This window comes from Paenibacillus sp. TSM33 (genome assembly GCF_056099025.1).
Window position 1 is genome coordinate 595,061 of record NZ_JBLZXB010000010.1, and the last position, 23,198, is coordinate 618,258.

A 23,198-nucleotide genomic window follows, 5' to 3' on the forward strand; every position below is an offset into this window, starting at 1 on the left:
ATCTTGTGTACGCTAAAGAAGCTCCATTCATGCTTTAATCTACCTACATTTCAATAACATATATTCTGATGTGCACTATGTCTGTAGGTTCTCTAAGGGAGTCATTTAAAAAAGTTGCCATAAACGCTATGTTGTTTGATTTCAATAATCACGTTAAAATGATTAAATTAAAATAAGACAAGCATAACAGGATAGGGGGATGAATCAAAATCATGCTGAAAATTGGTTCTCATGTGTCCTTCTCGGACAAGGGTCTGCTCAGCGCTACAAAAGAAGCGTCTTCTTACGGGTCCAGCTCGTTTATGATATACACGGGGGCACCTCAAAATACGCGCCGTAAGCCGATGGAGTCTATGTATTTGGAGGAAGGCAAGCAGCTAATGGCGGAAAAGGGAATGGAAGATATCGTGGTGCATGCTCCATATATCATCAATCTCGGCTCTTACAAAGAAAATACTTATGAGCTTGCAGTCAGTTTTCTTCAGGAGGAAATTCGGCGCACACATGCAATTGGTGTGAAAAATATCGTGCTGCATCCGGGGGCTTTTACAGATAAAGATGCAGAGTACGGAATTGGGCGTATTGCTGATGGTTTGAACGAGGTACTGAACGGTGTGAAGGAGATAGATGTCAACATTGCACTTGAAACAATGGCAGGCAAAGGCACAGAAATGGGTCGTAGTTTTGAGGAAATTGCCTCCATTATAGATAAAGTAGAACGCAACGAGCGTCTGACGGTTTGTATGGATACCTGTCACATTCATGATGCGGGTTATGACATTGTCAATGATTTGGACGGTGTACTGGAGCAATTTGACCGTATTGTCGGCTTGGATCGCATCGCAGTTGTTCACATTAATGACAGCAAAAACCCGGTTGGCGCTCATAAAGACCGTCATACGCCAATTGGATCGGGCTGGATTGGTTATCAGACTATTCATAATGTGGTACATCATGAAGCTCTTCAAGGACGTCCGTTTATTTTGGAGACGCCGTGGATTGGAAAAGAAGCCAAAACTCAACGACCAATGTATGAGGTTGAGATTGCCTTGCTTCGCGGTAATGTAAAGGAACGCTTTGGAGATGAGTTCTTGGGTCAGGTGGAGCAGCTGCATTCGTTTTTCAGAAAACAGGATGTGGATGTCCGTAAATTTGTACTGGATACCTGGACTCTGCTGAAAAATGATGCCAAAGCAAGAAAAGCAGATCCACGTGAGCCGCTGGAGCGTCTGTATGACATGATAACGGAAGCAGCACTCTTTCCAGAGATGAGCGAAGACCACATTAATCAACGGTTGATTGCCTGGTTTGCCGGCAGTCATCTGCCAGTGACGGTATAAGATGAGGGGGACTAATAGCCACATGGAACTTCACGTAAAACATCAGCCAAACAGCACTGTATCTACACATGAAAACCGTGCGCGCATGCTTGTATCATGCCCAGATGGGCCAGGTATTGTAGCGACCGTGTCCCGCTTTTTGTACGAGCATGGGGCCAATATCGTTCAATCTGACCAATATACAATGGACCCGTCCGGCGGTATGTTTTTTATGCGGATTGAATTTGATCTGCCGAATTTGAGTGCAGCCCAGTCGCAATTGGAGCAGGACTTTGTCGCTGTTGCGGAGCAATTCCGTATGGAGTGGACGATTTCTGCGGTCAGCCGCAAGAAAAAACTGGCTATTTTCGTTTCCAAAGAAGATCACTGTCTAGTAGAACTGCTGTGGCAGTGGCAGGCAGGGGACCTGGATGCGGATATTTCACTGGTAGTTAGTAATCATCCAGATATGAAGGAGTATGTGGAATCCTTTGGCATTCCATATCACCATATCCCGGTGACAGCCGACACCAAGCCAGAGGCAGAACGCCGTCAGCTAGAAGTCATTGGCGAAGAGATTGACGTGATCATTTTGGCCCGGTATATGCAGATTATTTCACCTAAGTTTATTGAGCATTATCGCAACCGGATTATCAATATCCATCATTCCTTTCTACCTGCATTCGTGGGTGGCAAGCCGTATGCCCAAGCTTATAATCGCGGTGTGAAAATTATTGGTGCTACTGCGCACTATGTAACCGAGGAATTAGACGGTGGTCCAATCATTGAGCAGGACGTACAGCGGGTAAGCCACGGAGATGATGTAAATGAGCTAAAACGGATCGGTCGCACGATTGAACGGGTCGTGTTGGCAAGAGCCGTGAAGTGGCATACTGAGGATCGTATATTGGTTCATGAGAACAAAACGGTCGTTTTTAATTGAACTTAACAATTTCAAATTCATGAAAACTTGTGAGTATATATGTCAGATTAAACAAAGCCCAGTGCATATGGGCTTTGTTTTTTTGTGTGGGGGTAGGTATTTGCATTATATCTGGAACCTATAAAAATTTTTTTGCGATTTCTTTATTTTTTAAATGATGTTAATACATAACGGGTATATTGATATGAGGGCTGTACTACAATTCGACCATTTCGACAATCATCTTTATAAACGATCTGGCAAACTTTCACGGCAAATGGTACAATACTTAAGAATGTATAAGTCATATTGAAACATTCAAGCAGATTCACTCACTTCGATAGCCCTGTTTCTATATTAGTACGGAGGCATTGGAGAGTATGACGGAATGCAATTGACATACTTTATACAATATGAGGAGGCAAACCATGACTGACCAGAATCAAGCGATTCAAAAGGATGAAAACTCCACCATCGACAATTTGTCCATCACAACTATCCGTACGTTGGCAATTGACGCCATCGAGAAAGCAAATTCGGGACACCCTGGTATGCCGATGGGCTCCGCGCCAATGGGCTACCAACTATTTGCTAAAACAATGAACCATAACCCAGATCACCCAACATGGGTGAACCGTGACCGTTTTGTACTGTCTGCAGGACACGGTTCCATGTTGCTTTACAGCCTTCTGCACCTGAGCGGATATGATCTGCCTATGGAAGAGCTGAAGCAATTCCGTCAATGGGGCAGCCTTACACCAGGTCACCCTGAGTTTGGACACACTGCTGGTGTAGATGCTACAACTGGACCTCTGGGACAAGGTTTAGCAATGTCCGTAGGTATGGCTATGGCAGAAGCACAACTGGGTGCAACATATAATAAGGACGAATTTAAAGTTGTGGATCACTTCACATATGCTATTTGTGGCGATGGCGATCTAATGGAGGGTATTTCCCACGAAGCGGCTTCTCTGGCTGGTCGTCTACAACTGGGTAAGCTGATCGTATTGTTTGATTCCAACGATATTACACTGGATGGCAAGCTTAATCTGTCCTCTTCCGAGAGTGTTGCCAAACGCTTTGAAGCTTACAACTGGCAAGTGCTGCGCGTAGAAGATGGTAACGATCTTCCAGCGATTCAAAAAGCAATTGAAGAAGCACAAGCCGATTCGACACGTCCTACGTTGATTGAAGTAAAAACAGTCATCGGTTACGGAAGCCCGAACAAACAAGGTAAAGGCGGACATGGCGGTACTCATGGTTCCCCGCTGGGAGCAGAAGAAGCCAAGCTGACTAAAGAATTCTACAAATGGGTATACGAAGAGGATTTCCATGTACCACAAGAGGTTCGCGAGCACTTTGCTAAAGTAAAAGAGCGCGGTATCGCAGCTAACAAAGCATGGGATGAACAATTTGCGAAATACAAAGCGGCTCACCCTGATTTGGCAGCTCAGTTCGAAACTGCTGTAAACGGCGATCTTCCAGAAGGTTGGGATCGTGACCTTCCGAAATACTCTACAGAAGACAAAGCGGTTTCAACTCGTGTAGCTTCTGGTAATGCACTGAACGGATTGGCTCCAAACGTTCCTTTCCTGACCGGCGGATCTGCTGACCTGGAAAGCTCCACAATGACACACTTGAACAACCTGACGAACTTTACGCCAGAAGATTACGCTGGCCGTAATATTTACTTCGGTATCCGCGAGTTCGGTATGGCTGCTGCGATGAACGGTATGGCTCTGCACCAAGGTGTAAAAGTATTCGGGGGTACATTCTTCGTATTTACAGATTATCTGCGTCCGGCCGTTCGTCTGGCAGCTCTGATGGGATTGCCTGTAACCTACGTTCTGACTCACGACAGTATTGCTGTTGGTGAAGATGGTCCAACTCATGAGCCGATCGAACAATTGGCTTCTCTGCGCATTATCCCGAACCTGACGGTCATTCGTCCGGCTGACGGTAATGAAACTTCTGCTGCTTGGGCTTATGCACTGGAAAACAAGAAAAACCCGGTTGCACTGGTATTGACTCGTCAAAACCTGCCAATCCTGGCTGCTACTGCTGAGCATGCACGCGAAGGTATCAAACGTGGTGCTTATGTGGTTGCAGATGCAGCAGACGGCAAACCGGTTGCTCAAATTCTGGCTACAGGCTCCGAAGTTCAACTGGCTGTTAAAGCACAGGAAGCACTGGCAGAACAAGGTATTCAAGTACGCGTTATCAGCTTCCCAAGCTGGGATCTGTTCGAAAAACAAGACAAAGCATACAAAGATTCCGTTCTGCTGCCTGAAGTTAAAGCTCGTTTGGCTGTAGAAATGGCGTATCCACTGGGATGGGAAAAATATGTTGGCGACCAAGGCGACATTCTCGGTATCAGCACATTTGGCGCATCCGCACCTGGTGACCGTGTAATTAAGGAATACGGCTTTACAGTAGAGAATGTTGTTAGCCGTGTGAAAGCTTTGTTGAAATAAAACATTGGAGCATCAGCAATTAGGAAGAGTTTGTTCATAAAGCAATGATCGTGTATTGCTGGCAAACGATTTACCTGCTGTGTAATCCATGTATCACAAACAGTCGTAACCTGAGTAAGGCTTACGGCTGTTTGTTTCATACATTTGTATTTTGCGAAAAAATGTCTTTGGATTATCAGTGGATAGAGTACGCAGATACAGTCAGATACAGTGTGTGTGTATTTTCATACTGAAGCTGGAATCCAAATTATGTTATGATGCACCATATTCATTCACCATTGAGAGCAGATGAGGGGATAACGAATGACACAGTTTGATGGAGCAAGCGTAGTTAAAAAAGCAAATGTTTATTACGATGGTCAGGTTACAAGCCGTACAGTTATCCTAGGTGATGGTAGTAAGGTAACATTGGGGATTATGTTGCCGGGAACATACGAGTTCGGTACGGATTCCCGTGAGATCATGGAGATTTTGGCAGGGGACCTGAGAGTGTTGCTTCCAGGTACCGAGGAGTGGCTGGAGATACAAGGCACATCAACCTTTCATGTACCTGCGAAGTCTTCCTTCAAGCTGGAAGTACGAAGTGTAACGGATTACTGCTGTTCTTATCCGGAATAATGAGCTGAAAAGGGTAAGAGCACTCAAGCTACAAGCCAAGTGTTCTTACCCTAAAGCTGTGTCATAAATACAAACACACAGCAGCATAGTTATAAAGAAAAGTACAGCTTACTCAAGAGGCTGACCACCAATGGTGCGGCCAATCCATGCTTCGTATGTCTTTACGACAGCAGATAGATCCTCGTCGCCATAGCCTTGTGTTTGTCCGGCTTGAAACAAGCTTTTGGCAATGGACAACATAGGCGTAGGGATGGACAGGCTGTCTGTTAGTGAGGCAGCGAGCTTCAAATCCTTGAGCATCAGGGCAAGTGAGAATTGGTTGCTAAAATCATGCTCGATGATTTTGCGCCCTTTCAGGTCAGCGGCTTTGCTACCTGCCGATCCGAGCTGTACCAATTCTAGGAAGCTGTCTGCTGGAATGCCGGATTTAGCTGCGATGGCAAAGCCTTCAGCCAGAGCGAGGTTATTTATACCGACCATCGTATTGTGAGCGAGCTTGGCCACGGCCCCGCTACCATTTGGTCCCATATGGAGCACCTTTTTGCCCAAGGTATCAAAAACATCTGATTGTGCCGCAATAGCTTCTGCATGACCGCCAACCATGAACACGAGTGTTCCATCTACAGCGGCAGGCTTGCTGCCTGTTACGGGGGCATCAATGAAGGAACAGCCCAGCTTGTCCGCTTCAGCTGCCAGTTGTTTGACCAGCTCAGGTGAAATCGTGCTGTTGTCCATCACGGTCATGCCAGCCGTAAGACCAGCAAACACACCGTCCTGACCGTAATACACGTCACGTATTGATTGATCGTCGCTGACCATGGTAATGACCAGGTGCTGCCCTTCGGCCGCTTCACGAGGGGTTGAGGCTGCACGTGCGCCTTGCTCTACCAAGGGCTCGCAGCGCGAAGCGGTACGATTATAAACTGTGACTCCGAATCCCTGCTTTAGCAGATTGGATGCCATCGGGGCGCCCATCGTGCCCAGTCCGATAAATCCGATGTTTTTCATTGCTAATCACCTTTCTTGTTGGAAGTTGCCGTCCGATGCAGATGCGAGTTCGGCTTGAATTGAATATTGAAACAGATTGATCTCAGTTCATTGTAGCATGGGCATGCTACCCTATCTACAGCAGGGTCTGTCAAGGCACAGAACACACAGGTAACGCAAGCTTGTCAGGCTCAGCAAATTAAAGTATCCTATTCCTAAGTCCTTATGTTCGTATTCATGGTCTTAGTAATACCAAACAGGAGGTTCCAAACATGTCTAAAAAAGTTATTTTTGATTACACTAAAGCTCTCTCCTTTGTGGGTCAGCACGAAATTGATTATTTTGCAGAGCCCATCAAGTTGGCTCATGAGCAATTGCACAACCAAACAGGTGTAGGTTCCGATTTCTTGGGTTGGATTGACCTGCCTACCAATTATGATAAAGAAGAATTTGCGCGCATCCAAAAGGCTGCTGCTAAAATTCAAAGCGATTCCGAGGTATTGATTGTAATCGGTATTGGCGGTTCTTACCTTGGAGCACGCGCTGCGATTGAAATGCTGTCGCATTCTTTCTACAATGCGCTGCCTAAAGATCAACGCAAGGGTCCAGCTATCTATTTTGCAGGCAACAACATCAGCTCTACATATGTGAATCATCTGTTGGAACTGATTGAAGGAAAAGACTTCTCTGTGAATGTCATCTCCAAATCAGGTACAACAACCGAGCCAGCTATCGCTTTCCGCGTATTCCGTGCGGCTCTGGAGAAAAAATACGGTAAAGAAGAAGCGCGCAAACGTATTTACGCTACAACGGATAAAGAACGTGGTGCTCTGAAGAAGCTCGCTAACGAGGAAGGCTATGAATCCTTCATTATTCCTGATGATGTGGGTGGCCGTTACTCCGTGCTGACAGCGGTAGGCTTGTTGCCGATTGCTACAGCAGGCATCAACATCGAAGAAATGATGCAAGGTGCAGCAGACGCTTCCAAAGAATATAGCAACCCGAATGTAGCTGAGAACGAGGCTTACCAATATGCAGCCGTTCGTAACGCTTTGTACCGCAAAGGTAAAGCAATTGAAATTCTCGTAAACTATGAGCCGTCTTTGCATTTCGTATCCGAGTGGTGGAAACAGCTGTACGGAGAAAGCGAAGGCAAGGATTATAAAGGTATTTATCCAGCTTCTGTTGACTTCTCGACAGACCTTCACTCTATGGGACAATTCATTCAGGAAGGCAGCCGTAACATTTTCGAAACGGTAATCCAAGTAGAAAATGTACCTAGTCACATCACCATCGAAGCAGATGAGGATGATCTGGATGGACTGAATTTCCTGGCAGGCAAAACAGTGGATTTTGTAAACAAAAAAGCATTCCAAGGTACATTGCTGGCACATACAGACGGACAAGTACCAAACCTGATTGTAAATATTCCTGACTTGAGCCCTTACTCTTTTGGCTACCTTGCTTATTTCTTCGAAAAGGCTTGCGGCATCAGCGGCTATCTGTTGGGCGTAAATCCGTTCGATCAACCGGGCGTAGAAGCTTACAAAAAGAACATGTTTGCGCTGCTCGGCAAACCGGGCTTCGAAAAAGAAAAAGCTGAGCTTGAAGCAAGATTGTCTGAATAAGGGAACTGTAATCACCGATTCGAAACAGGGTTTCGGTCAGAAGCATTATAGTGTATAGCAACATTCAAGTACAGGAAAGCAGTTCGCCAGCTGCCAGAAGCGGGGAACTGCTTTCTTGTAAAATGAAGTAAGGAAGGTTAGACGTGTATGTTGGAACAATACCGCACCGTACGCGGTGCCGGCAACAAGGAAATTGTAATCCGAAAATCCCGTTTTATCGGCCATATTCAGCCTGTTCAAACTGAGGAAGAAGCAGTTGCTTTTATAGAGCGCATCAAAAAAGAGCATTGGAATGCCACTCATAATTGTTCGGCCTATATGATTGGGGAAAGAGACGAAATCCAAAAGCAATCGGATGACGGAGAACCGAGCGGGACGGCTGGTAAGCCTATTTTGGAGGTTATCCGCAATCAGAAACTGAAAAATGTCGCTATTGTGGTTACCCGTTACTTTGGCGGAATTTTGCTGGGAGCTGGCGGACTGATTCGCGCGTACTCAGATGGTGCTGTTGCGGCTATCGAGGCAGGGGATGCGATTACACGTGTGCTGCATCGTGAAGTTTTTGTGGAATTGGATTATACTTGGTTGGGCAAAGTGGAAAATGAATTACGCAATCGCAGCATCCGTACTGGAGAAACGATGTTTACGGATAAAGTTACCTTAACCTGTCTGCCGCTGGCTGGTGATGCGGAAACCTTCTGCAACTGGATAACCGACTTGACACAGGGACAATCGCTTGTGTCGGAGGGAGAGCAGCTTTACTTTATTGAAGGGGAATAAATAATATGGCTAGAAGAGCAGTAGAACAGGAGTTGTCAAGAGGGCGGATTCTGGAAGCGGCCAGGCACTTGTTTATCACCAAGGGCTACCGTGCGATTTCAATGCGCAGCATTGGCCAGCATCTGGGCTACAGTCATGGTTCGTTATACTATCATTTTAAAGAGAAGGCTGAACTGTTCTACGCCATTGTGATTGAAGATTTCAATACATTGCGTGGGATTCTACTGCAAGCAGCAACAGGCACGCCTGATGATGGCTTGAGTAGATTGGAGTACCTGATGCTGGAATATATCCGTTTTGGCTTGGAAAATCCATATCAGTACGAAATTATGTTCATGATGCACGATGAAGAACTATTTGCATACTGTCGTACAGAGCAAAACCGTTGTGTGGAATTATTTGCGTCTATGATTCGCCAGGAATTGAGTGGTCAGGGACATTCGGAGGAAGAATGCTCAAGAGTACCGAAAAGTCTGTTTTTATCCATGCATGGCTTTGTGTCATTTTATATTCAGGACGGTTTAACATTTGAAGAGATCAGGCCCGCTGCTTTAGCACATGTAAAGCTGCTGTGCAGACACCTATGAGCGTACCTGCATTCACACGCTTCAGCCATGAACATGTAGGGCGCTTTTTTGGGTGTATGCACTTCATGACGGTGACTTATCATTACGGTACTTTGCGAAAGCGACTAAGAATTTAACAGACGATGATGTATCCAGCGGGAGAACATCATCGTCTTTTTTTTGCATGCCTCCGTCAGCCCTTCATAATTTTCACATGGTATTGGCGTCTGCGTGGGCCGTCGAATTCACAAAAATAAAGACCCTGCCATCGTCCAAGCAGCAGCTTTCCATCATGAATGATAACTGTTTGTGAGGGGCCTGTTGTAATGGATTTTAGGTGGGACGCCGTATTTCCCTCCATATGACGATATTGGGGATGTTCCCAGGGATAAACCTCATCCAGCCTTAAAATAACATCATGTTTGACATCTGGGTCGGCATTTTCATTAATGGCGATGCCGGCTGTCGTGTGTGGGCAATAAATTAGGGCTGTTCCTTGCTGCACTCCGCTTTTTTCGATGAGTGCCGCAACCTCACGTGTAATATCACGCATTTCATCTCGCCGTGTAGTGGATAATTCAAAAGTATGCAACATAAATCCATCTCCTTTCTATGTATTACTTTACCCTTTTCATTCTTAGATAATATATAGAGTTGACGAAAATTACTTTCCTTTGATAAAGTATCACATAAGAAAAACAAAGTAAGTTTATTGGAATAATTGATTGAATGTTTTCAAATGAGGTGCGTGCTTTGCGGTAAGCAAGGCTGCTGCTGTTCCTAAACTGGTCCAGAAGCGGAAAGGAAGTGTACGGATATGCATGTGGAAGTAAGAGGATTAAACAAGCATTTCGGTAATTTTCATGCGGTAAAGGACGTATCTTTTGATATTCAGACGGGCCATCTTATTGGTTTGCTCGGTCCAAGCGGCGGGGGGAAAACCTCTATTCTTCGTATTTTGGCGGGGCTGGAGCAACCGGATGCAGGAGAGATCCACTTTCATGGAAAAAGAGTAAATGAGCTGGCACCACAGGAGCGTGGAATCGGATTTGTATTTCAAAACTATGCTTTGTTCAAGCATATGAGCGTGTACGACAATATTGCCTTTGGTTTGAAAGTGAAAAAAATCTCCAAAGCCCGCATCAAGGAAAGGGTCACTGAGTTGGTCGAACTCACGGGGCTCAAAGGCTTTGAGCATCGTTATCCGCATCAGTTGTCAGGTGGACAGCGACAACGGGTTGCTTTTGCGCGTGCTTTGGCACCGGAGCCTCAACTACTGCTGCTGGATGAGCCATTTGCCGCTATTGACGCCAAGATTCGTCAGGAGCTGCGCACCTGGTTGCGAGAGTTGATTGAGCGGGTAGGTATTACCTCCATTTTTGTCACTCATGATCAGGATGAGGCGATTGAAGTAGCGGATGAAATTATGGTGATTAATCAAGGTCAGCTGGAGCAGAAGGGAACACCTTGGGATATCTATAAAAAACCGGGGACCCCATTCGTGGCTTCTTTTATTGGGGAATCCACGGTGATTGAACAAGCGGGTAGTCTCAGAGGCTTCGAGGAGGCTGCCGGAGTGGGAACACGTGCCTTGATTCGTCCAGAGTACATTGATGTCGGACCGAGTGAGGAATTTGTGCTCCTGTCGGCGACCGAGGAAGGCATTGTGAAGCATTTACATTTTCGTGGGAGTGAATGGATGGTTGAAGTCCAGGTCGGGGATCAGCGTCTCATGACATACCGCTCGCTGGAGAAATCTACGCTGGAACCTGGTCAGCAGGTGCGAGTGTTGGTACACCGGGCCTATCTATATAATGAGGAGTCCAGCTGGATGGTGGAAAACCGCCTGAAGGAAGACCCCATGCCTATTATCATTTAAAATAAAACGATCACATATAAGGGGGGTGTCTGGCCTGTTTTACGGCTTTGGACATGCTCCTTTTGTCGTTGGTCGCTGGGATGATTTACGCAGGCTTGATATGTTCGTTATAATAAGAGTAAAAACACCCAGATAGATAGGAGTTAAATCATGAATCGGCTTATTTTTCTTGGCACGGGGGATGCAATGGGGGTTCCGCGTGTATATTGTGATTGTCTCGTGTGCACAGAGGCACGCACGACAGGAACGAATGTAAGGTTGAGATCGTCTGTGCTGATCGAAAGCGAGACAGAGGATTTTATGATTGATTGTGGCCCCGACTGGCGTAGACAGTTAGAATTGCGCAGTCTGCGTTTTATCTCTACAATCCTCGTGACACATGCACATTTTGATCATATTGGAGGATTGCCAGAATGGGCGGATGCCTGTCGCTGGACCGGGAACAGAGGGCGCTTGTACGCTCCACAGGAAGTGATCGACACGATCCTGCGTCAATTTTCCTGGCTCCCCGGGAACCTGGATCTTATTCCAGTAGATCAGGGAGTTCAGCTTGGCGGATGGAACATCCGGGGATGGCGCGTGAATCACGGAAAGAACGGATATGCTTACGCTTATCGGTTGGAAAAAGGCGGCTTCTCATGGGCCTACTGTTCAGATTCGATTGGACTGAATGAGGCGGAAATTTTGCCTTTACATAATCTGAATTTACTCGTATTGGGGACAAGTTTTTACCATGAGGAAGCGGAGTATGCCACTCGCTCGGTATATGACATGCTGGAGGCTCAGGAGCTTGTAGGAAGACTGAAGCCCGGAAGTACGGTGTTTACACATATGTCCCATGATGTGGATATCACATACAACTACGGGTTGCTGGAAGGGATCAGTTTGGCACACACAGGCATGAGTTTGCCGTTAGAATAACGATGGTTTTACCTTTACATCGTTCGACTGATGCGTAGAAGTGTGGAGATCCCTTCTTTAATTTGCAGCTCATTGGCGTAAGAATAGGACAGCCGTATATGCGTCTTACCCTCTGCGCCGAGGGGATCAAATACATTGCCCGGGACAAAGGAAACGGACTCTTGTATACTTTTGGCAAGCAGCTCATTAGGTTTTATCGTAGAAGGTAGCTGGAGCCACAGGTTGAGTCCCCCCGCTGGGCTGGTCCATGTCCAGCCGGAATCGCAGAGGCTGGCCTCCATCGTTTCCTTACGGATCTGGAGCGCGATACATAGCTTTTTAATATGTTGCTGCATACGTGGGGATTGAAAGTATTGTAAAAACAGCTTTTGATTCAGCAGCGGCGATCCATTGTCCACCAGTGCTTTTTCGCTCAGCAGGCTGTCCATAAGCTGACGCCGACAGGTCACGGCTGCGATTCGCAGACCGGGCGCGACATATTTGCTGTAGCTGCGAATATAGACGACGCTACCCGAGATATCATAGGCGAAAATCGGAGAAGGCGGCTTTTGCCCAAAGCTGATATCATAGGTGCTGTCATCCTCGACAATAAGGCAGCCGTAACGCTCGGCCAGTTCGGGCAGACGTTTGCGCTGCTCATCGGGAATCGTAAAGCCGGTCGGATTGTGAAAGGTCGGATTTATATAAAAGAGACGTGGTTTTTCCGTTTTCAGGCACCATTCAACCTGGTCCATATCATAACCTTCCGGTCGTATATCAGTCACAGTCAGACGAGCGCCTTGTCTACGAAATATTTCCATGGCGGGACCATAGGCCGGCCGTTCGATTAGTACACGGTCTCCTGTACGGATCAGAGATCGGGCAACCAAATCGATGGCTTGCTGTGCGCCGGAGGTAATCAGTACTTCGTCCGTGGATACTGCAAAATGCTTATCTGTGCTAAAATGCTGCGCCATGGCATCACGAAGCTCAGCGTCTCCTTGTACAGCAGAATAGGTAGCCGCGATTTTTGGATGCTTTTCAAACACCTGCATCATTAATTCTTTCCAATATCGGTTGGGTAGGAGAGAGGGATCAATCAGGGCCTTGGAAAATTGGAAATCCGCATTCACGGCATGGACTCGGGTGAGTCCATCCATCCCCCTCCAGACGGAAACAGACGGGTCGTCTGCCGCATAAGTGGATTCCGATTGGAAAAGCCGCTTTGTGGATGAACGTTCCGAATAGGCAGTATATGTTCTCAATCCTGCTGCATGGGAAGCGTGAGCGTAATATCCCGATTTATCCTTTACATAGATACGCCCTTGTTGTTTTAACTCCTGATATGCCCGGAATACGGTTAACCGATGCACACCCAATTCCTGAGCCAAACTTCGCACCGACGGCAATTTAGCGTCTGTTGGCCAGTCCCCGCGATCAATCCGTACATTTACGTAATGGATGACCTGCTCATACAGCTTTAAGCTCGGATCTGTCGAGATATGTTCTGTTGAAAACAATAATTCGCTGTTATCCTTGCCCATGCTGTCCACGCTCCTTTGTGTGTATTGTACTATACAGCACTTCCAAAACGTATACAACTGTTCTGTGGTTGCCCATCTGTTCTGTCTGTCTCCTTGTATGCTTGTGAGTAACAGAAGGGAGAGAGAAGTGTCATGATTGGTATCGCCTTTACAGTTATGTGTCTCATTTTTGGCACCACATTTTTGGCTATCAAAGTGGGAGTGGAAGCCGGACTTCCGCCGTTTCTGTCGGCAGGTGCACGTTTTATGGCAGCAGGGGCGATCTTGTTTATTGCGATGAGGCTTTCAGGAAAGGTTCGATGGTCGTTATTATGGCGTAAGGAAATGCTGCTGATTGGGACGGGAACGACCTTCGGCACATTCTCAACACTGTATTGGGCAGAGCAATATGTCAGCTCGGGAATCGGTGCTATTTTGTCAGCCACCGGACCGATGATGATTGTGCTCATGCAGTCTGCAATATTGCGGCAGAAAACGACAAGAATTACGCTCATGGGTTGCATGATCAGCTTTCTCGGGGTCGTACTGGTAGTATTGCCCGGCTTGGCGGTCCAAATCAGCGGTCTGTGGCTGGCAGGTTGCATGGCCATTTTGATAGGGGAGCTGTGCTATTCGGGAGGAGCTCTGTATTCCAAGCGAGTCATGGATGCGTTTCGTGATACGAACCCGATTGCCTTAAATGCAGCACAAATGTTCCATGGTGGTTGGATGCTGTTAGTACTGTCAGCTTTTACAGAGCCTTGGAATTCTGGCGGATGGAATCTGCTGCCTGCCATAGGCTCTCTATTTTATTTGATCCTGTTTGGTTCCATGATTGCGCAGACACTATTTTACTGGCTTATGGCGCGTACGAATCCATTGTTTCCGACCACATGGCTCTACATTTCACCACCGATTGCTGTAGGCCTGGGTGCTTTTTTGTATGGAGAACATGTAAGCTGGTGGATGCTGGCAGGAGTGCTGCTCATTGTGACCGGGTTGATGTGTATGAATAACGGAATTATCCGTCTGGTGAACAGACGTAAGGTACGTTCTGCTGCCTGATACTTTGAAGCAATCAGGTTAGATATGATCTGACACAAAGAGCCTCCAAACTGCCGTATGTTAATGAACCTGCGGCGTTTGGAGGCTTTGTTGTTGAAATACTTTATTTAAGTATTACGGAAACAGTCACTTTCTGCTTATTCAACATTGAGTACGAATTTGTCGATGGCGTGCTTAACACCGTCTTCGTTATTACTGCGAGTAATGTAATCAGCCAGCTTTTTCAAATCAGGAATCGCATTCTCCATCGCTATGCCAAGACCGGCACATTCCAGCATTTCATGGTCATTCCAAGAGTCGCCGATCGCAATGGTCTCCGACAGATCACAGCCAAAATGGTTTGCAAGGAAGGCAAGGGCGTGGCCTTTGGTGCCTTCATGATGCATAATTTCCAGGAAATGAGGCTTGGATTTTGTAATATGCACTTCACTGCCAAGCAATTCGCGAAGTTCGGGAATTAATTCGTCTAATACTTCTGGCTCGTCGATAATTAGCAATTTAGGAGCCGGTTGCTCTATAACTTTACTGAACACAGGCTCTACAAAATATTCCGTGTTGTTCAGCTCGGTGTAATCTTTAATTTTCTGATTATCTTCACGTGTATACAATTTGTCATCGATATACGTTTGTAAATGCAGATTGCGTTCCACGCAGAATTCATACAGACGACGTGCAGCCACGAGTGGAACATAACGCTCATACAGCACGTTTTCGTCGAGCAGGTTTTTAACCAAAGCTCCTTGGTACGTAATAATCGGTACATTCAACCCCGTCTGACGTGCAATTTTGTGAGCGGAGGCATAAGCTCGTCCAGTAGCGAGAGTAACCACCACACCTTTAGCTACAGCAGCTTCCAATGCCTGTTGTGTCGCTGGAGTAACTTCTTTCTGGTCATTAATGAGAGTATCATCAATATCAATGGCAATTAATTTATACATATCGGTATTCTCTCCTTTATCTCTATCATGGGGCAATATTAAAATTGTATCTTATAATATTCAAAATGACAATATCGCATTGAAAAAGGGACGACGCCCATAAGAGCCTGTCCCCTTATAACCACTGAAGTATTGGCTTGAAACCATGGAAAAAAGTAACGCTTAGTCTTCCAAAAATACAAGTCCAACAAAGTCGTCCAGCTCAATATTACCAAAGTAATGCTTCAAATCGAGAGAGGATAAGGCTTGACGGACCTCACCTTCATCATAACGCTTGCCGCGCAAGATATTTTCAATATCAGCAACGTCACCTACACCGAAGAAATCCCCGTAGATTTTAATATCACGGATGTACCCTTCCTTCAGATCCATGCGGATATCTATAATACCGACCGGGAATTTACGTGTGTGCTTGATATTGCTCTCGGGGGATAGACCGTAGTTCCAATCCCACGATTGATAGCGCTCTTTGGAGATTTCATGGATTTTAGCCCAATCCGCATCGGTGAGCTTATATTGAGGCACCTGATCCAATTCTGAGCCAAAGATGGACCGCAGCAGTTCCTCGCGAAATTGTTCTATGGTCATCTCACGGTCCATCAGTTCGCTGATGTTAGCCACGCGGCTACGGACGGATTTTGTGCTTTTGGATTTAAATTTTTCGGGATTGGCGTGCAGCGATGCAGCCACATTGTCCAGATTCAGGTTGAACATCAATGTACCATGGCTGAACATACGTCCACGTGTGGCAAATTGAGCGTTTCCTGAAATTTTACGTTCTCCGACTTGCAGATCGTTGCGTCCTGTCATTTCGGCTTCTACTCCCATTTGGCGGAGGGCGTCAATCACAGGTTGCGTAAATTTGAGGAAATTATGAAAGGACTCCCCGTTATCCTTGGTAATGAAGCTGAAATTTAAGTTACCGAGATCATGATATACAGCCCCGCCGCCGGACAGGCGACGAACGACTTGAATATTGTTGTCTCTCACAAACTCAGCGTTGATTTCTTCAACGGTGTTTTGATGCTTGCCTATAATAATAGAAGGCTGATTAATGTAAAACAGCAGATAGCTGTCGTCCAGCGGTAAATGCTTGAGCGCGTATTCCTCAATGGCAAGATTAATAGCTGGGTCGTGTATGCCCTGGTTGTCGATGAACAGCATGTCCATTCCTCCGTATATACAAACTGTGTATTTTATGTGTGCCTCCCCCTATTGTAACCCAAGTGAGCCATGCACAAAAGCTCATTTGCATTGACGGGACGCAAAAAGCAGCCTCATAATGGAGCTAAATGATTGAAAACGGGCGGAAAGGATATGAGGCAATGATAGAGGTTTACGGTCATGGCGGGGACAGGGAAACAGCTGCCGCGACATTTGGTGGAGCTGCGGCGGATTTTGTGGATTTTAGTGCGAATATTAATCCGCTTGGTCCGCCACCAGAGGTGCTTGAAGCACTGCAAAGCTCATTGGGCACGGTGATTCGCTATCCAGACCCTGGACACCGCCACTTTAAAAATATGCTCGCACGGCGGCTGCACGTTCCACCGGAGTCGTTGAGCATCGGTAACGGCGCGGCTGAAAGCATGGCGCTGCTGCTATTGGGCCTGGCTCCCAAGCGTGTGGGCACAGTGGAGCCGTGTTTTTCGGAATATGCCGAGCTGGCTGGCAAATTCGGAGCCGAGATTCATCGGGTATACGGGAAGGCTTCGCTTCAATGGAAGGCGGACGTGAAGGACATCCTTCAGCTCATGGAGCAGGTAGATGTATTGTTCCTTGGGCAGCCGAATAATCCGAACGGTGTGCAATATGGCGAGCAGGAGCTATATGAACTGGCAGAGGCGGCTGGCAGAACAGGTACCGTGCTGGTAGTAGATGAAGCATTTATTGATTTTATCCCACTGGAACGGCAAATCTCACTACTGCCTGTACTGGAGCGCTATCCTCATGTGATTTTAATCCGATCGATGACCAAATTTTATGCCATTCCTGGCTTGCGATTGGGCTATGCGATTGCTCATCCGGACTATATCCGGCAAATGACGTCCAAACAGGTAACCTGGAGTGTTAATGGATTGGCGTTGCTGGCTGGAGAGGCATGTCTAAGAAGTGGGCAAGCTTATGAGCGCCGCACACAGGAACTGATTGCTACGGAACGCAGCCGCTTGCTGACTGCTTTTGCGGAATGGGGCTGCGGTGTCGTCCCCGGCGAAGCCAATTACGTGCTGGCAAGGGCGCCGGGAACGTGGAGTGCATCGGCTATTCAGCAGGCGCTTGGACAACGTGGGATTCTTATACGTAGCTGTGCCATGTATCCTGGGCTGTCGGCGAGCCATTTTCGAATTGCAGTCAAGGACGCCGAAGCCAATAATATGCTGCTGTCCGCACTCAGTGAAGTGCTGGAGGAGGAGCAGGGGCGTGATAGTTAGCTTGATCATAATGGCAGCCTATTTGCTGGACAGGCTGATCGGCGATCCGAGATGGTTGCCGCATCCAGTCATCGGGATGGGACATGCCATTTCAGCATTGGAAAAAGCGATTCGTCGTAAGGTCCGCAGTGACCGGGGATTGAAACGTGCGGGTATACTGCTTCCACTCATTGTGGCAGGAGGCTCATTTGGGCTTGCTTGGGGGCTATTGCGTGTGCTTGCCTGGATTCACCCATGGTTGTCTGTCGTCGTAGAAATTGTTCTGGTTGCAACCACAATTGCTTCCAAAGGACTAAAGGACGCAGGACTGTCAGTATACCGAGCGTTGCAGGCGAATGACCTGACTGTGGCACGTCGGGAGCTAGGCATGATTGTCGGGAGGGATACGCAGCAGCTTGACGAGCCTGAAATTGTGCGTGGTACCGTCGAAACAGTCGCTGAAAATATCGTGGACGCCATTATTTCCCCGCTTTTTTATGCCCTGATCGGGGGAGCCCCCTTGGCACTGGCATATCGTGCCGTAAATACGCTCGACTCAATGGTTGGCTACAAAAATGAAAAGTACCTGCATTTAGGCTGGGCCTCGGCACGTCTGGACGATGTAGCTAACTACATTCCGGCTCGCCTCACAGCAGTTATGCTTGTGATAGCGGCGTGGTTGTATCGGCTGGATGCTGCAAGAAGCTGGCGAACAGTCAAGCGAGATGCCCATCTGCACCCAAGCCCAAACAGCGGCTTCCCCGAATCAGCAGTGGCAGGTGCCTTGGGGATTCGTCTTGGTGGCTATAATGTGTATCACGGCGTACGCTCCTTTCGGGCATATATGGGCGAAGGGATACGACCGCTGGAGTCGAAGGATATCCGGCATACAATCCGGCTGATGTTCGCCGTATCCACTATGTTTGTAGGGTTGTGTTTGTTGGGCGCTACGGGGTGTTTTGCCTTGGGATGGATGCGGTGAGGAGTGACATCATTTTGAAACAAAATACAGAAGGGAAAAGAGTGCGAGAATGTGCACTAAGTCCGAACCCACAACAGGATATTGAGCCGAATGATGCTAAAGAAGATCTGCAGTGGGACATGGAGCTCGTGCTAGTTCGTCATGGCACAACCTTATGGAATAAGGAACGTCGATATCTGGGACATGCCGATTTGGGTTTGCTGTCTGGAGCAGAGCAGGAATTAAAGCCTTTACGGAAAAAAGTGCAGGGCCAGTCCTTTGCTCGAATCTATTGCAGTGACTTGATGCGATGTCGCCAGACTTTGCGGATCATTTTGCCGGAGTCAGCATTGACGACTGAACGTTCCCTATCTGCTATGCCTCCTATCATGGAGCCACGTCTGCGAGAACTTCATTTTGGCGAGTGGGATGGAAAAACGTATGACATGCTTAAGGATGTGGCGTTGTATCGCGCTTGGATTGATGAGCCGCAACGAATTACTCCTCCTGGAGGAGAGCCTTGGATCGATTTCGTGAATCGTCTGCGCGAATTTCTAGACTCTCTGTATGCGTGGCGTACTGCTATGGACGTTCAGTCCATAGGGTTTAATGCCGCGCCGTCCTCTGTTTTGATTGTTACGCATGGTGGTGTAATTCGTCAGTTGGCTTGTATGCTTATGCCAGGCCATGATTTTTGGAGTCTAAATCCGAAGCCGGGAGATGCATTTAGGATTCGGTTAAGGTTGACTGGACCGCACAACTATATCGCAAGATTGCTTTCTCATTAGGTTAAACACGGCGAATAAAGCGGCTGTTTGGGTTGTAAGCTAACTCTTTTTAACCTATAATCATCAAGTAAAAGAACGGCTTGACTACCATTACATCAAATATCCAGCAGACGAGGTCGGCGCTGTGTGAGGAATCTACTGTTTTCCTTCACTGCGCTGTTAAAAGGGAAGTCGGTGTGAGTCCGACGCGGTCCCGCCACTGTAAATGGAAAATTGCCCATTAGCCCTGTTTTATGTGCCGTCAAGCACATGAAAGAATATCAGGACATGCATCTTCCATAAGTCAGGATACCTGCCCGTCCGCCTGTCACCATAATCCTTCGAGGAAAGGATGACGTGTTCTCAGTGACTGTCCATGCGGAAAGAAGCTGCCCGCCTGCGCACGATCTGTGCTAACGTGACCCCTGTGTCCTAATATGAGGATACGGGGTTTTTTGATAGGAAAAGAAGGCTGGAATGAGGAAATACGGATGATGTTCAAGTAACGCTCTTAACGATTTTTGTATGAAGGGGTGCAAATCATGGCAGTAAAGAAAATAAAGGTATGGACAACAGGTCTATTGGCGCTGATATTGGCAGTTGTGCTGAGTGCATGTGGCGCGGATGGAAAAAATGCAGAAAATAAAGAGGGCCAAGCTCCTCCACAGCAGCCGGGACAGACCGTAACCGCACAAGAGCCTCCGGGCAAAACGGTTTACCCGCTAACGGTTAAGGATGCAACAGGACAGGAATTTACATTCAAAAAAGCACCGGACAAGATTGTTTCCGTCTCCCCGGCAGAAACCGAGGCGCTGTTTGCTATCGGACTGGACAAGGAAATTGTCGGTGTCTCCGACTACTCTGATTACCCGGAGGCAGCTACGAAAAAGCCTAAAGTGGGCGGTATTATGAAACCGAACGAAGAGGCGGTCATTGCTGCGAACCCTGATGTCGTTTTTGCAGGGATTTCACTTAGTGAACAGGCTACGACTAAGCTGCGTGACATGGGGATTATGATTTTTAAAACGGAACCGAAAACCGTTGAAGATGTCATAGCTAACATCGAATTGTATGGGAAAATCACCGATCATCAGAAAGAAGCAAGAGCGGTGACCGACAAGATGAGAGCAGATGTAGCGGAAGTAAAAGAAGGAGTTAAAAATATCGGCAAAGGGCAGAAGCTGCGGGTATACGTCGAATTTTCACCAGGCTGGACAGTGGGTAAAGGCGAATTTATGGACGAGCTGATTACATTAGCAGGTGGTGAAAATGTAGGTGCCACGCAGAAGGGCTGGTATCAAATCAGTGAGGAAAATATTATAGCTACCAACCCTGACGTGATTTTGTACAGCAAAAGTGTGAAGGATGACAAAACAGGCCAAACCCTCGGCGATATCATTAAAGCTCGCAGCGGATGGGATCAAATATCGGCTGTTCGTAACAATCGTGTATTTGCCGTGGACGATAATTTGATCAGCCGTCCAGGTCCACGTGTAACGGAAGGACTCAAGGAAGTGGCTAAGGGCGTGTACCCTGAAATTTTCAAATGAACCGCAAACTGATCGGTTTTGGGGGGACAGGTCTTGTCTTGCTGCTGCTGACGTTGCTGCTCTGTCTTGGCATCGGCTCGGTCAGTCTTCCGGTCAGCCAGATCACAGGTATTTTGATCAACCACCTACCGTGGTTAGGTGATACGTTTACACCGGATTGGAATACATCCGCAGAGCAGATTATTTTGAAGGTCAGATTGCCAAGAGTGTTACTGGGAATGTTGGTCGGAGCAGCGCTGGCGCTGGCGGGAGCTGGATTTCAGGGTGTATTGCGTAATCCCTTGGCTGATCCCTATACCCTTGGGGTATCCTCGGGAGCTTCGGTAGGAGCGGCAGTACTGATTTATTGGGGGCTTCAATTTTCATTTGTGGGTATATGGACCCTTCCGCTAGTCGCATTTATAACCGGCATGCTGACGCTGTGGATGGTGTTGACGTTGGCGCGTGAAGGTGGGAAAATTCCGACCCAAAGCCTCATTTTATCAGGTGTGGTGATGCAATTTTTTTGGGGAGCCATTGTTTCTTTTCTGACAGCCATGTCGAAGGAAACAGTCAATGAAATATTGTACTGGACGTTGGGAAGTCTTAGTCTGCGAGGTTGGTCATATACGGGAATTCTTTTACCTTACGTGATCGTTGGGCTGGTGTTTCTATGGAACCGGGCACGGGTGCTGAATATTCTGGCTTTGGGTGAACGTCAAGCGGCTCATATGGGGGTTCATGTAGATGCGACGAAGCTATATGTCCTGATCATATCTACCTTGCTGACAGCCGCCGCTGTCTCGGTATGCGGAGTCATTGGCTTTGTCGGACTCGTTGTACCACATATCATTCGTCTGGTGACAGGTCCTGATTACCGGATGATCGTTCCGTTATCTGCACTGGGTGGAGCTATTTTTATGGCTTGGGCAGATACGGCAGCTCGTACGCTGTTAGCCCCGACGGAAATTCCTTTGGGCGTGATGACAGCCTTTGTGGGAGCACCGTTCTTCGCATATCTCCTGTACCGGAACAAGAAGCTGCGCAGGGGGGATCTGCTGTGACCGAACCAAGTGAATTACTAAAGGTGCGTGCTCGAGCATTAGAGGTAGCGGGCCTGAGCCGTGCTTATGGGGATTTCCATGTGCTAAAGAATGTTAGCTGGAACGTAGACGAAGGAGCTTGGTGGGGGATCATTGGTCCGAACGGGAGTGGAAAATCCACGTTGCTGCATCTGCTTTCTGGTGTAGACCAGCCGACCTCTGGAAGTGTTCATATCTATGGTAAAAAGATCGATAGCTACAGCAGAAAAGAGCTTTCGCGACTTGTAGCTGTACTCCAACAGGAGGGGATTCCTTCAGTAAGATACACGGTCAGGGAAGTTATAGAAATGGGACGGTTCCCTCATCAGGACTGGCTGGGCAGGGAAAAGGGAGTCGATGTAGAGGCGATCACGGATCGGGTTCTAGCACGATTGAGTCTAACTTCATTAGCTGACAGAACATTGGATCGCTTGAGTGGGGGACAGCGACAGCGTGTAGCTTTGGCGAAAGTGATGGCGCAGGAGCCACAAATATTGCTGCTGGATGAACCTACGACCTATTTGGATTTGCGCTATCAGCTTGAATTTATGGAATTGCTGGCAGAATGGCGTCAAGAAACGGGCGTGACAATCATTGCTGTCTTGCATGATCTGAATTTGGCGGCTCAATTTTCTGATAATTTGCTCATACTTAAGGATGGAATGGTTGAAGGATTGGGAGCTTCAACGGATTTGCTAACAGAGGATCGGATTCGGCGTGTATATGGTGTGGAGCCTGTGATGCTTCCGCATCCCGATAGCGGTGTGCCGCAGCTCTTGCTGCGCAGAAACACTGCGTCTATTGCAGATCAATAGGAGATTGTAAACATACTAAAAAGAGCAGGGAGTGGAA

Annotated in this window: 21 protein-coding genes and 1 riboswitch; of the genes, 16 read left to right on the forward strand and 5 right to left on the reverse strand. The window is 47.3% G+C overall.

What is annotated here, in order from left to right; all coding sequences use genetic code 11:
- Window positions 1–212 precede the first annotated feature (212 nt).
- From ACN6NF_RS06595 to ppnP, 4 genes are all read left to right on the forward strand, one after another.
- On the forward strand, window positions 213–1,340 hold the full coding sequence (locus ACN6NF_RS06595; protein ID WP_474316258.1) for a deoxyribonuclease IV: 1,128 nt from the start codon (window positions 213–215) through the stop codon (window positions 1,338–1,340).
- A 22-nt stretch (window positions 1,341–1,362) separates the two neighbouring features.
- Window positions 1,363–2,262, forward strand: coding sequence for a formyltetrahydrofolate deformylase (gene purU / locus ACN6NF_RS06600; protein ID WP_474316260.1), 900 nt, complete (start codon window positions 1,363–1,365; stop codon window positions 2,260–2,262).
- A 407-nt stretch (window positions 2,263–2,669) separates the two neighbouring features.
- Window positions 2,670–4,715 carry a transketolase gene (gene tkt / locus ACN6NF_RS06605; protein ID WP_474316262.1) on the forward strand — a complete coding sequence of 682 codons (2,046 nt, stop codon included), beginning with the start codon at window positions 2,670–2,672 and terminating at the stop codon, window positions 4,713–4,715.
- Between the two features lie 303 nt (window positions 4,716–5,018).
- Entirely contained in the window at window positions 5,019–5,333 is a 315-nt protein-coding gene (gene ppnP / locus ACN6NF_RS06610) for a pyrimidine/purine nucleoside phosphorylase (RefSeq protein ID WP_474316264.1), read from the forward strand.
- Between the two features lie 108 nt (window positions 5,334–5,441).
- On the opposite strand, the gene ACN6NF_RS06615 is transcribed toward ppnP, so the two are convergent.
- The gene (locus tag ACN6NF_RS06615) at window positions 5,442–6,341 is read right to left on the reverse strand and encodes an NAD(P)-dependent oxidoreductase (protein WP_474316265.1); all 900 of its coding nucleotides are present in this window, start codon (window positions 6,339–6,341) and stop codon (window positions 5,442–5,444) included.
- A gap of 251 nt (window positions 6,342–6,592) precedes the next feature.
- Between ACN6NF_RS06615 and ACN6NF_RS06620 the strand changes: the two genes are divergently transcribed.
- The 3 genes from ACN6NF_RS06620 (at window position 6,593) to ACN6NF_RS06630 (ending at window position 9,315) form a co-directional block, all read left to right on the forward strand.
- Window positions 6,593–7,948, forward strand: a complete 1,356-nt coding sequence (locus tag ACN6NF_RS06620; RefSeq protein WP_013369975.1) for a glucose-6-phosphate isomerase — start codon at window positions 6,593–6,595, stop codon at window positions 7,946–7,948.
- Window positions 7,949–8,095: 147 nt separating this feature from the next.
- Complete coding sequence (locus ACN6NF_RS06625; protein WP_025364336.1) at window positions 8,096–8,728, forward strand: YigZ family protein; 633 nt, start codon at window positions 8,096–8,098, stop codon at window positions 8,726–8,728.
- A gap of 5 nt (window positions 8,729–8,733) precedes the next feature.
- On the forward strand, window positions 8,734–9,315 hold the full coding sequence (locus tag ACN6NF_RS06630) for a TetR/AcrR family transcriptional regulator (RefSeq protein ID WP_025364337.1): 582 nt from the start codon (window positions 8,734–8,736) through the stop codon (window positions 9,313–9,315).
- 172 nt (window positions 9,316–9,487) lie between these two features.
- Here ACN6NF_RS06630 and ACN6NF_RS06635 read toward each other — a convergent pair whose 3' ends face one another.
- On the reverse strand, window positions 9,488–9,889 hold the full coding sequence (locus ACN6NF_RS06635) for a secondary thiamine-phosphate synthase enzyme YjbQ (RefSeq protein ID WP_013369978.1): 402 nt from the start codon (window positions 9,887–9,889) through the stop codon (window positions 9,488–9,490).
- Between the two features lie 222 nt (window positions 9,890–10,111).
- On the opposite strand from ACN6NF_RS06635, the gene ACN6NF_RS06640 reads away from it, so the two are divergent.
- Together ACN6NF_RS06640 and ACN6NF_RS06645 are read left to right on the forward strand one after the other, a co-directional pair.
- Window positions 10,112–11,173: a sulfate/molybdate ABC transporter ATP-binding protein gene (locus ACN6NF_RS06640; protein ID WP_474316269.1), complete on the forward strand. Its 1,062-nt coding sequence runs from the start codon at window positions 10,112–10,114 to the stop codon at window positions 11,171–11,173.
- A 150-nt stretch (window positions 11,174–11,323) separates the two neighbouring features.
- On the forward strand, window positions 11,324–12,094 hold the full coding sequence (locus ACN6NF_RS06645; RefSeq protein ID WP_474316272.1) for an MBL fold metallo-hydrolase: 771 nt from the start codon (window positions 11,324–11,326) through the stop codon (window positions 12,092–12,094).
- A 14-nt stretch (window positions 12,095–12,108) separates the two neighbouring features.
- On the opposite strand, the gene ACN6NF_RS06650 is transcribed toward ACN6NF_RS06645, so the two are convergent.
- Window positions 12,109–13,617, reverse strand: a complete 1,509-nt coding sequence (locus ACN6NF_RS06650; protein WP_474316274.1) for an aminotransferase-like domain-containing protein — start codon at window positions 13,615–13,617, stop codon at window positions 12,109–12,111.
- Between the two features lie 132 nt (window positions 13,618–13,749).
- On the opposite strand from ACN6NF_RS06650, the gene ACN6NF_RS06655 reads away from it, so the two are divergent.
- Window positions 13,750–14,661: a DMT family transporter gene (locus ACN6NF_RS06655; RefSeq protein WP_474316276.1), complete on the forward strand. Its 912-nt coding sequence runs from the start codon at window positions 13,750–13,752 to the stop codon at window positions 14,659–14,661.
- 137 nt (window positions 14,662–14,798) lie between these two features.
- Here ACN6NF_RS06655 and ACN6NF_RS06660 read toward each other — a convergent pair whose 3' ends face one another.
- Both ACN6NF_RS06660 and ACN6NF_RS06665 read right to left on the reverse strand, forming a co-directional pair.
- Entirely contained in the window at window positions 14,799–15,599 is an 801-nt protein-coding gene (locus tag ACN6NF_RS06660; RefSeq protein WP_016820665.1) for a Cof-type HAD-IIB family hydrolase, read from the reverse strand.
- Window positions 15,600–15,761: 162 nt separating this feature from the next.
- A complete protein-coding gene (locus tag ACN6NF_RS06665; protein ID WP_013369984.1) occupies window positions 15,762–16,763 on the reverse strand; it encodes a lipoate--protein ligase in 1,002 nt (333 codons plus the stop codon).
- A 161-nt stretch (window positions 16,764–16,924) separates the two neighbouring features.
- Here ACN6NF_RS06665 and cobD point away from each other — a divergent pair, with 161 nt between their 5' ends.
- The 6 genes from cobD (at window position 16,925) to ACN6NF_RS06695 (ending at window position 23,161) form a co-directional block, all read left to right on the forward strand.
- The gene (gene cobD, locus ACN6NF_RS06670) at window positions 16,925–18,028 is read left to right on the forward strand and encodes a threonine-phosphate decarboxylase CobD (RefSeq protein WP_474317523.1); all 1,104 of its coding nucleotides are present in this window, start codon (window positions 16,925–16,927) and stop codon (window positions 18,026–18,028) included.
- Window positions 18,018–18,989: an adenosylcobinamide-phosphate synthase CbiB gene (gene cbiB / locus ACN6NF_RS06675; protein ID WP_474316279.1), complete on the forward strand. Its 972-nt coding sequence runs from the start codon at window positions 18,018–18,020 to the stop codon at window positions 18,987–18,989. The genes cobD and cbiB overlap by 11 nt, the downstream gene beginning before the upstream one ends.
- A 14-nt stretch (window positions 18,990–19,003) precedes the next feature.
- Complete coding sequence (locus tag ACN6NF_RS06680) at window positions 19,004–19,756, forward strand: histidine phosphatase family protein (RefSeq protein ID WP_474316281.1); 753 nt, start codon at window positions 19,004–19,006, stop codon at window positions 19,754–19,756.
- 100 nt (window positions 19,757–19,856) lie between these two features.
- A riboswitch (cobalamin riboswitch) is annotated at window positions 19,857–20,070 on the forward strand.
- 207 nt (window positions 20,071–20,277) lie between these two features.
- Window positions 20,278–21,285 (forward strand): ABC transporter substrate-binding protein, encoded by a 1,008-nt coding sequence (locus ACN6NF_RS06685; RefSeq protein ID WP_474316283.1) that lies wholly within the window; start codon window positions 20,278–20,280, stop codon window positions 21,283–21,285.
- Window positions 21,282–22,328 (forward strand): FecCD family ABC transporter permease, encoded by a 1,047-nt coding sequence (locus ACN6NF_RS06690; RefSeq protein ID WP_474316286.1) that lies wholly within the window; start codon window positions 21,282–21,284, stop codon window positions 22,326–22,328. Before ACN6NF_RS06685 ends, ACN6NF_RS06690 begins: the two co-directional genes overlap by 4 nt.
- Window positions 22,325–23,161, forward strand: coding sequence for an ABC transporter ATP-binding protein (locus tag ACN6NF_RS06695; RefSeq protein ID WP_474316288.1), 837 nt, complete (start codon window positions 22,325–22,327; stop codon window positions 23,159–23,161). Before ACN6NF_RS06690 ends, ACN6NF_RS06695 begins: the two co-directional genes overlap by 4 nt.
- Window positions 23,162–23,198: the final 37 nt, after the last annotated feature.

Coding starts and splice junctions, on each gene's coding strand:
- ACN6NF_RS06595 (WP_474316258.1), top strand. CDS start 213: ATGCTGAAAATTGGTTCTCATGTGTCCTTCTCGGACAAGGGTCTGCTC.
- purU (WP_474316260.1), top strand. CDS start 1,363: ATGGAACTTCACGTAAAACATCAGCCAAACAGCACTGTATCTACACAT.
- tkt (WP_474316262.1), top strand. CDS start 2,670: ATGACTGACCAGAATCAAGCGATTCAAAAGGATGAAAACTCCACCATC.
- ppnP (WP_474316264.1), top strand. CDS start 5,019: ATGACACAGTTTGATGGAGCAAGCGTAGTTAAAAAAGCAAATGTTTAT.
- ACN6NF_RS06615 (WP_474316265.1), bottom strand. CDS start 6,341: ATGAAAAACATCGGATTTATCGGACTGGGCACGATGGGCGCCCCGATG.
- ACN6NF_RS06620 (WP_013369975.1), top strand. CDS start 6,593: ATGTCTAAAAAAGTTATTTTTGATTACACTAAAGCTCTCTCCTTTGTG.
- ACN6NF_RS06625 (WP_025364336.1), top strand. CDS start 8,096: ATGTTGGAACAATACCGCACCGTACGCGGTGCCGGCAACAAGGAAATT.
- ACN6NF_RS06630 (WP_025364337.1), top strand. CDS start 8,734: ATGGCTAGAAGAGCAGTAGAACAGGAGTTGTCAAGAGGGCGGATTCTG.
- ACN6NF_RS06635 (WP_013369978.1), bottom strand. CDS start 9,889: ATGTTGCATACTTTTGAATTATCCACTACACGGCGAGATGAAATGCGT.
- ACN6NF_RS06640 (WP_474316269.1), top strand. CDS start 10,112: ATGCATGTGGAAGTAAGAGGATTAAACAAGCATTTCGGTAATTTTCAT.
- ACN6NF_RS06645 (WP_474316272.1), top strand. CDS start 11,324: ATGAATCGGCTTATTTTTCTTGGCACGGGGGATGCAATGGGGGTTCCG.
- ACN6NF_RS06650 (WP_474316274.1), bottom strand. CDS start 13,617: ATGGGCAAGGATAACAGCGAATTATTGTTTTCAACAGAACATATCTCG.
- ACN6NF_RS06655 (WP_474316276.1), top strand. CDS start 13,750: ATGATTGGTATCGCCTTTACAGTTATGTGTCTCATTTTTGGCACCACA.
- ACN6NF_RS06660 (WP_016820665.1), bottom strand. CDS start 15,599: ATGTATAAATTAATTGCCATTGATATTGATGATACTCTCATTAATGAC.
- ACN6NF_RS06665 (WP_013369984.1), bottom strand. CDS start 16,763: ATGCTGTTCATCGACAACCAGGGCATACACGACCCAGCTATTAATCTT.
- cobD (WP_474317523.1), top strand. CDS start 16,925: ATGATAGAGGTTTACGGTCATGGCGGGGACAGGGAAACAGCTGCCGCG.
- ACN6NF_RS06685 (WP_474316283.1), top strand. CDS start 20,278: ATGGCAGTAAAGAAAATAAAGGTATGGACAACAGGTCTATTGGCGCTG.
- ACN6NF_RS06690 (WP_474316286.1), top strand. CDS start 21,282: ATGAACCGCAAACTGATCGGTTTTGGGGGGACAGGTCTTGTCTTGCTG.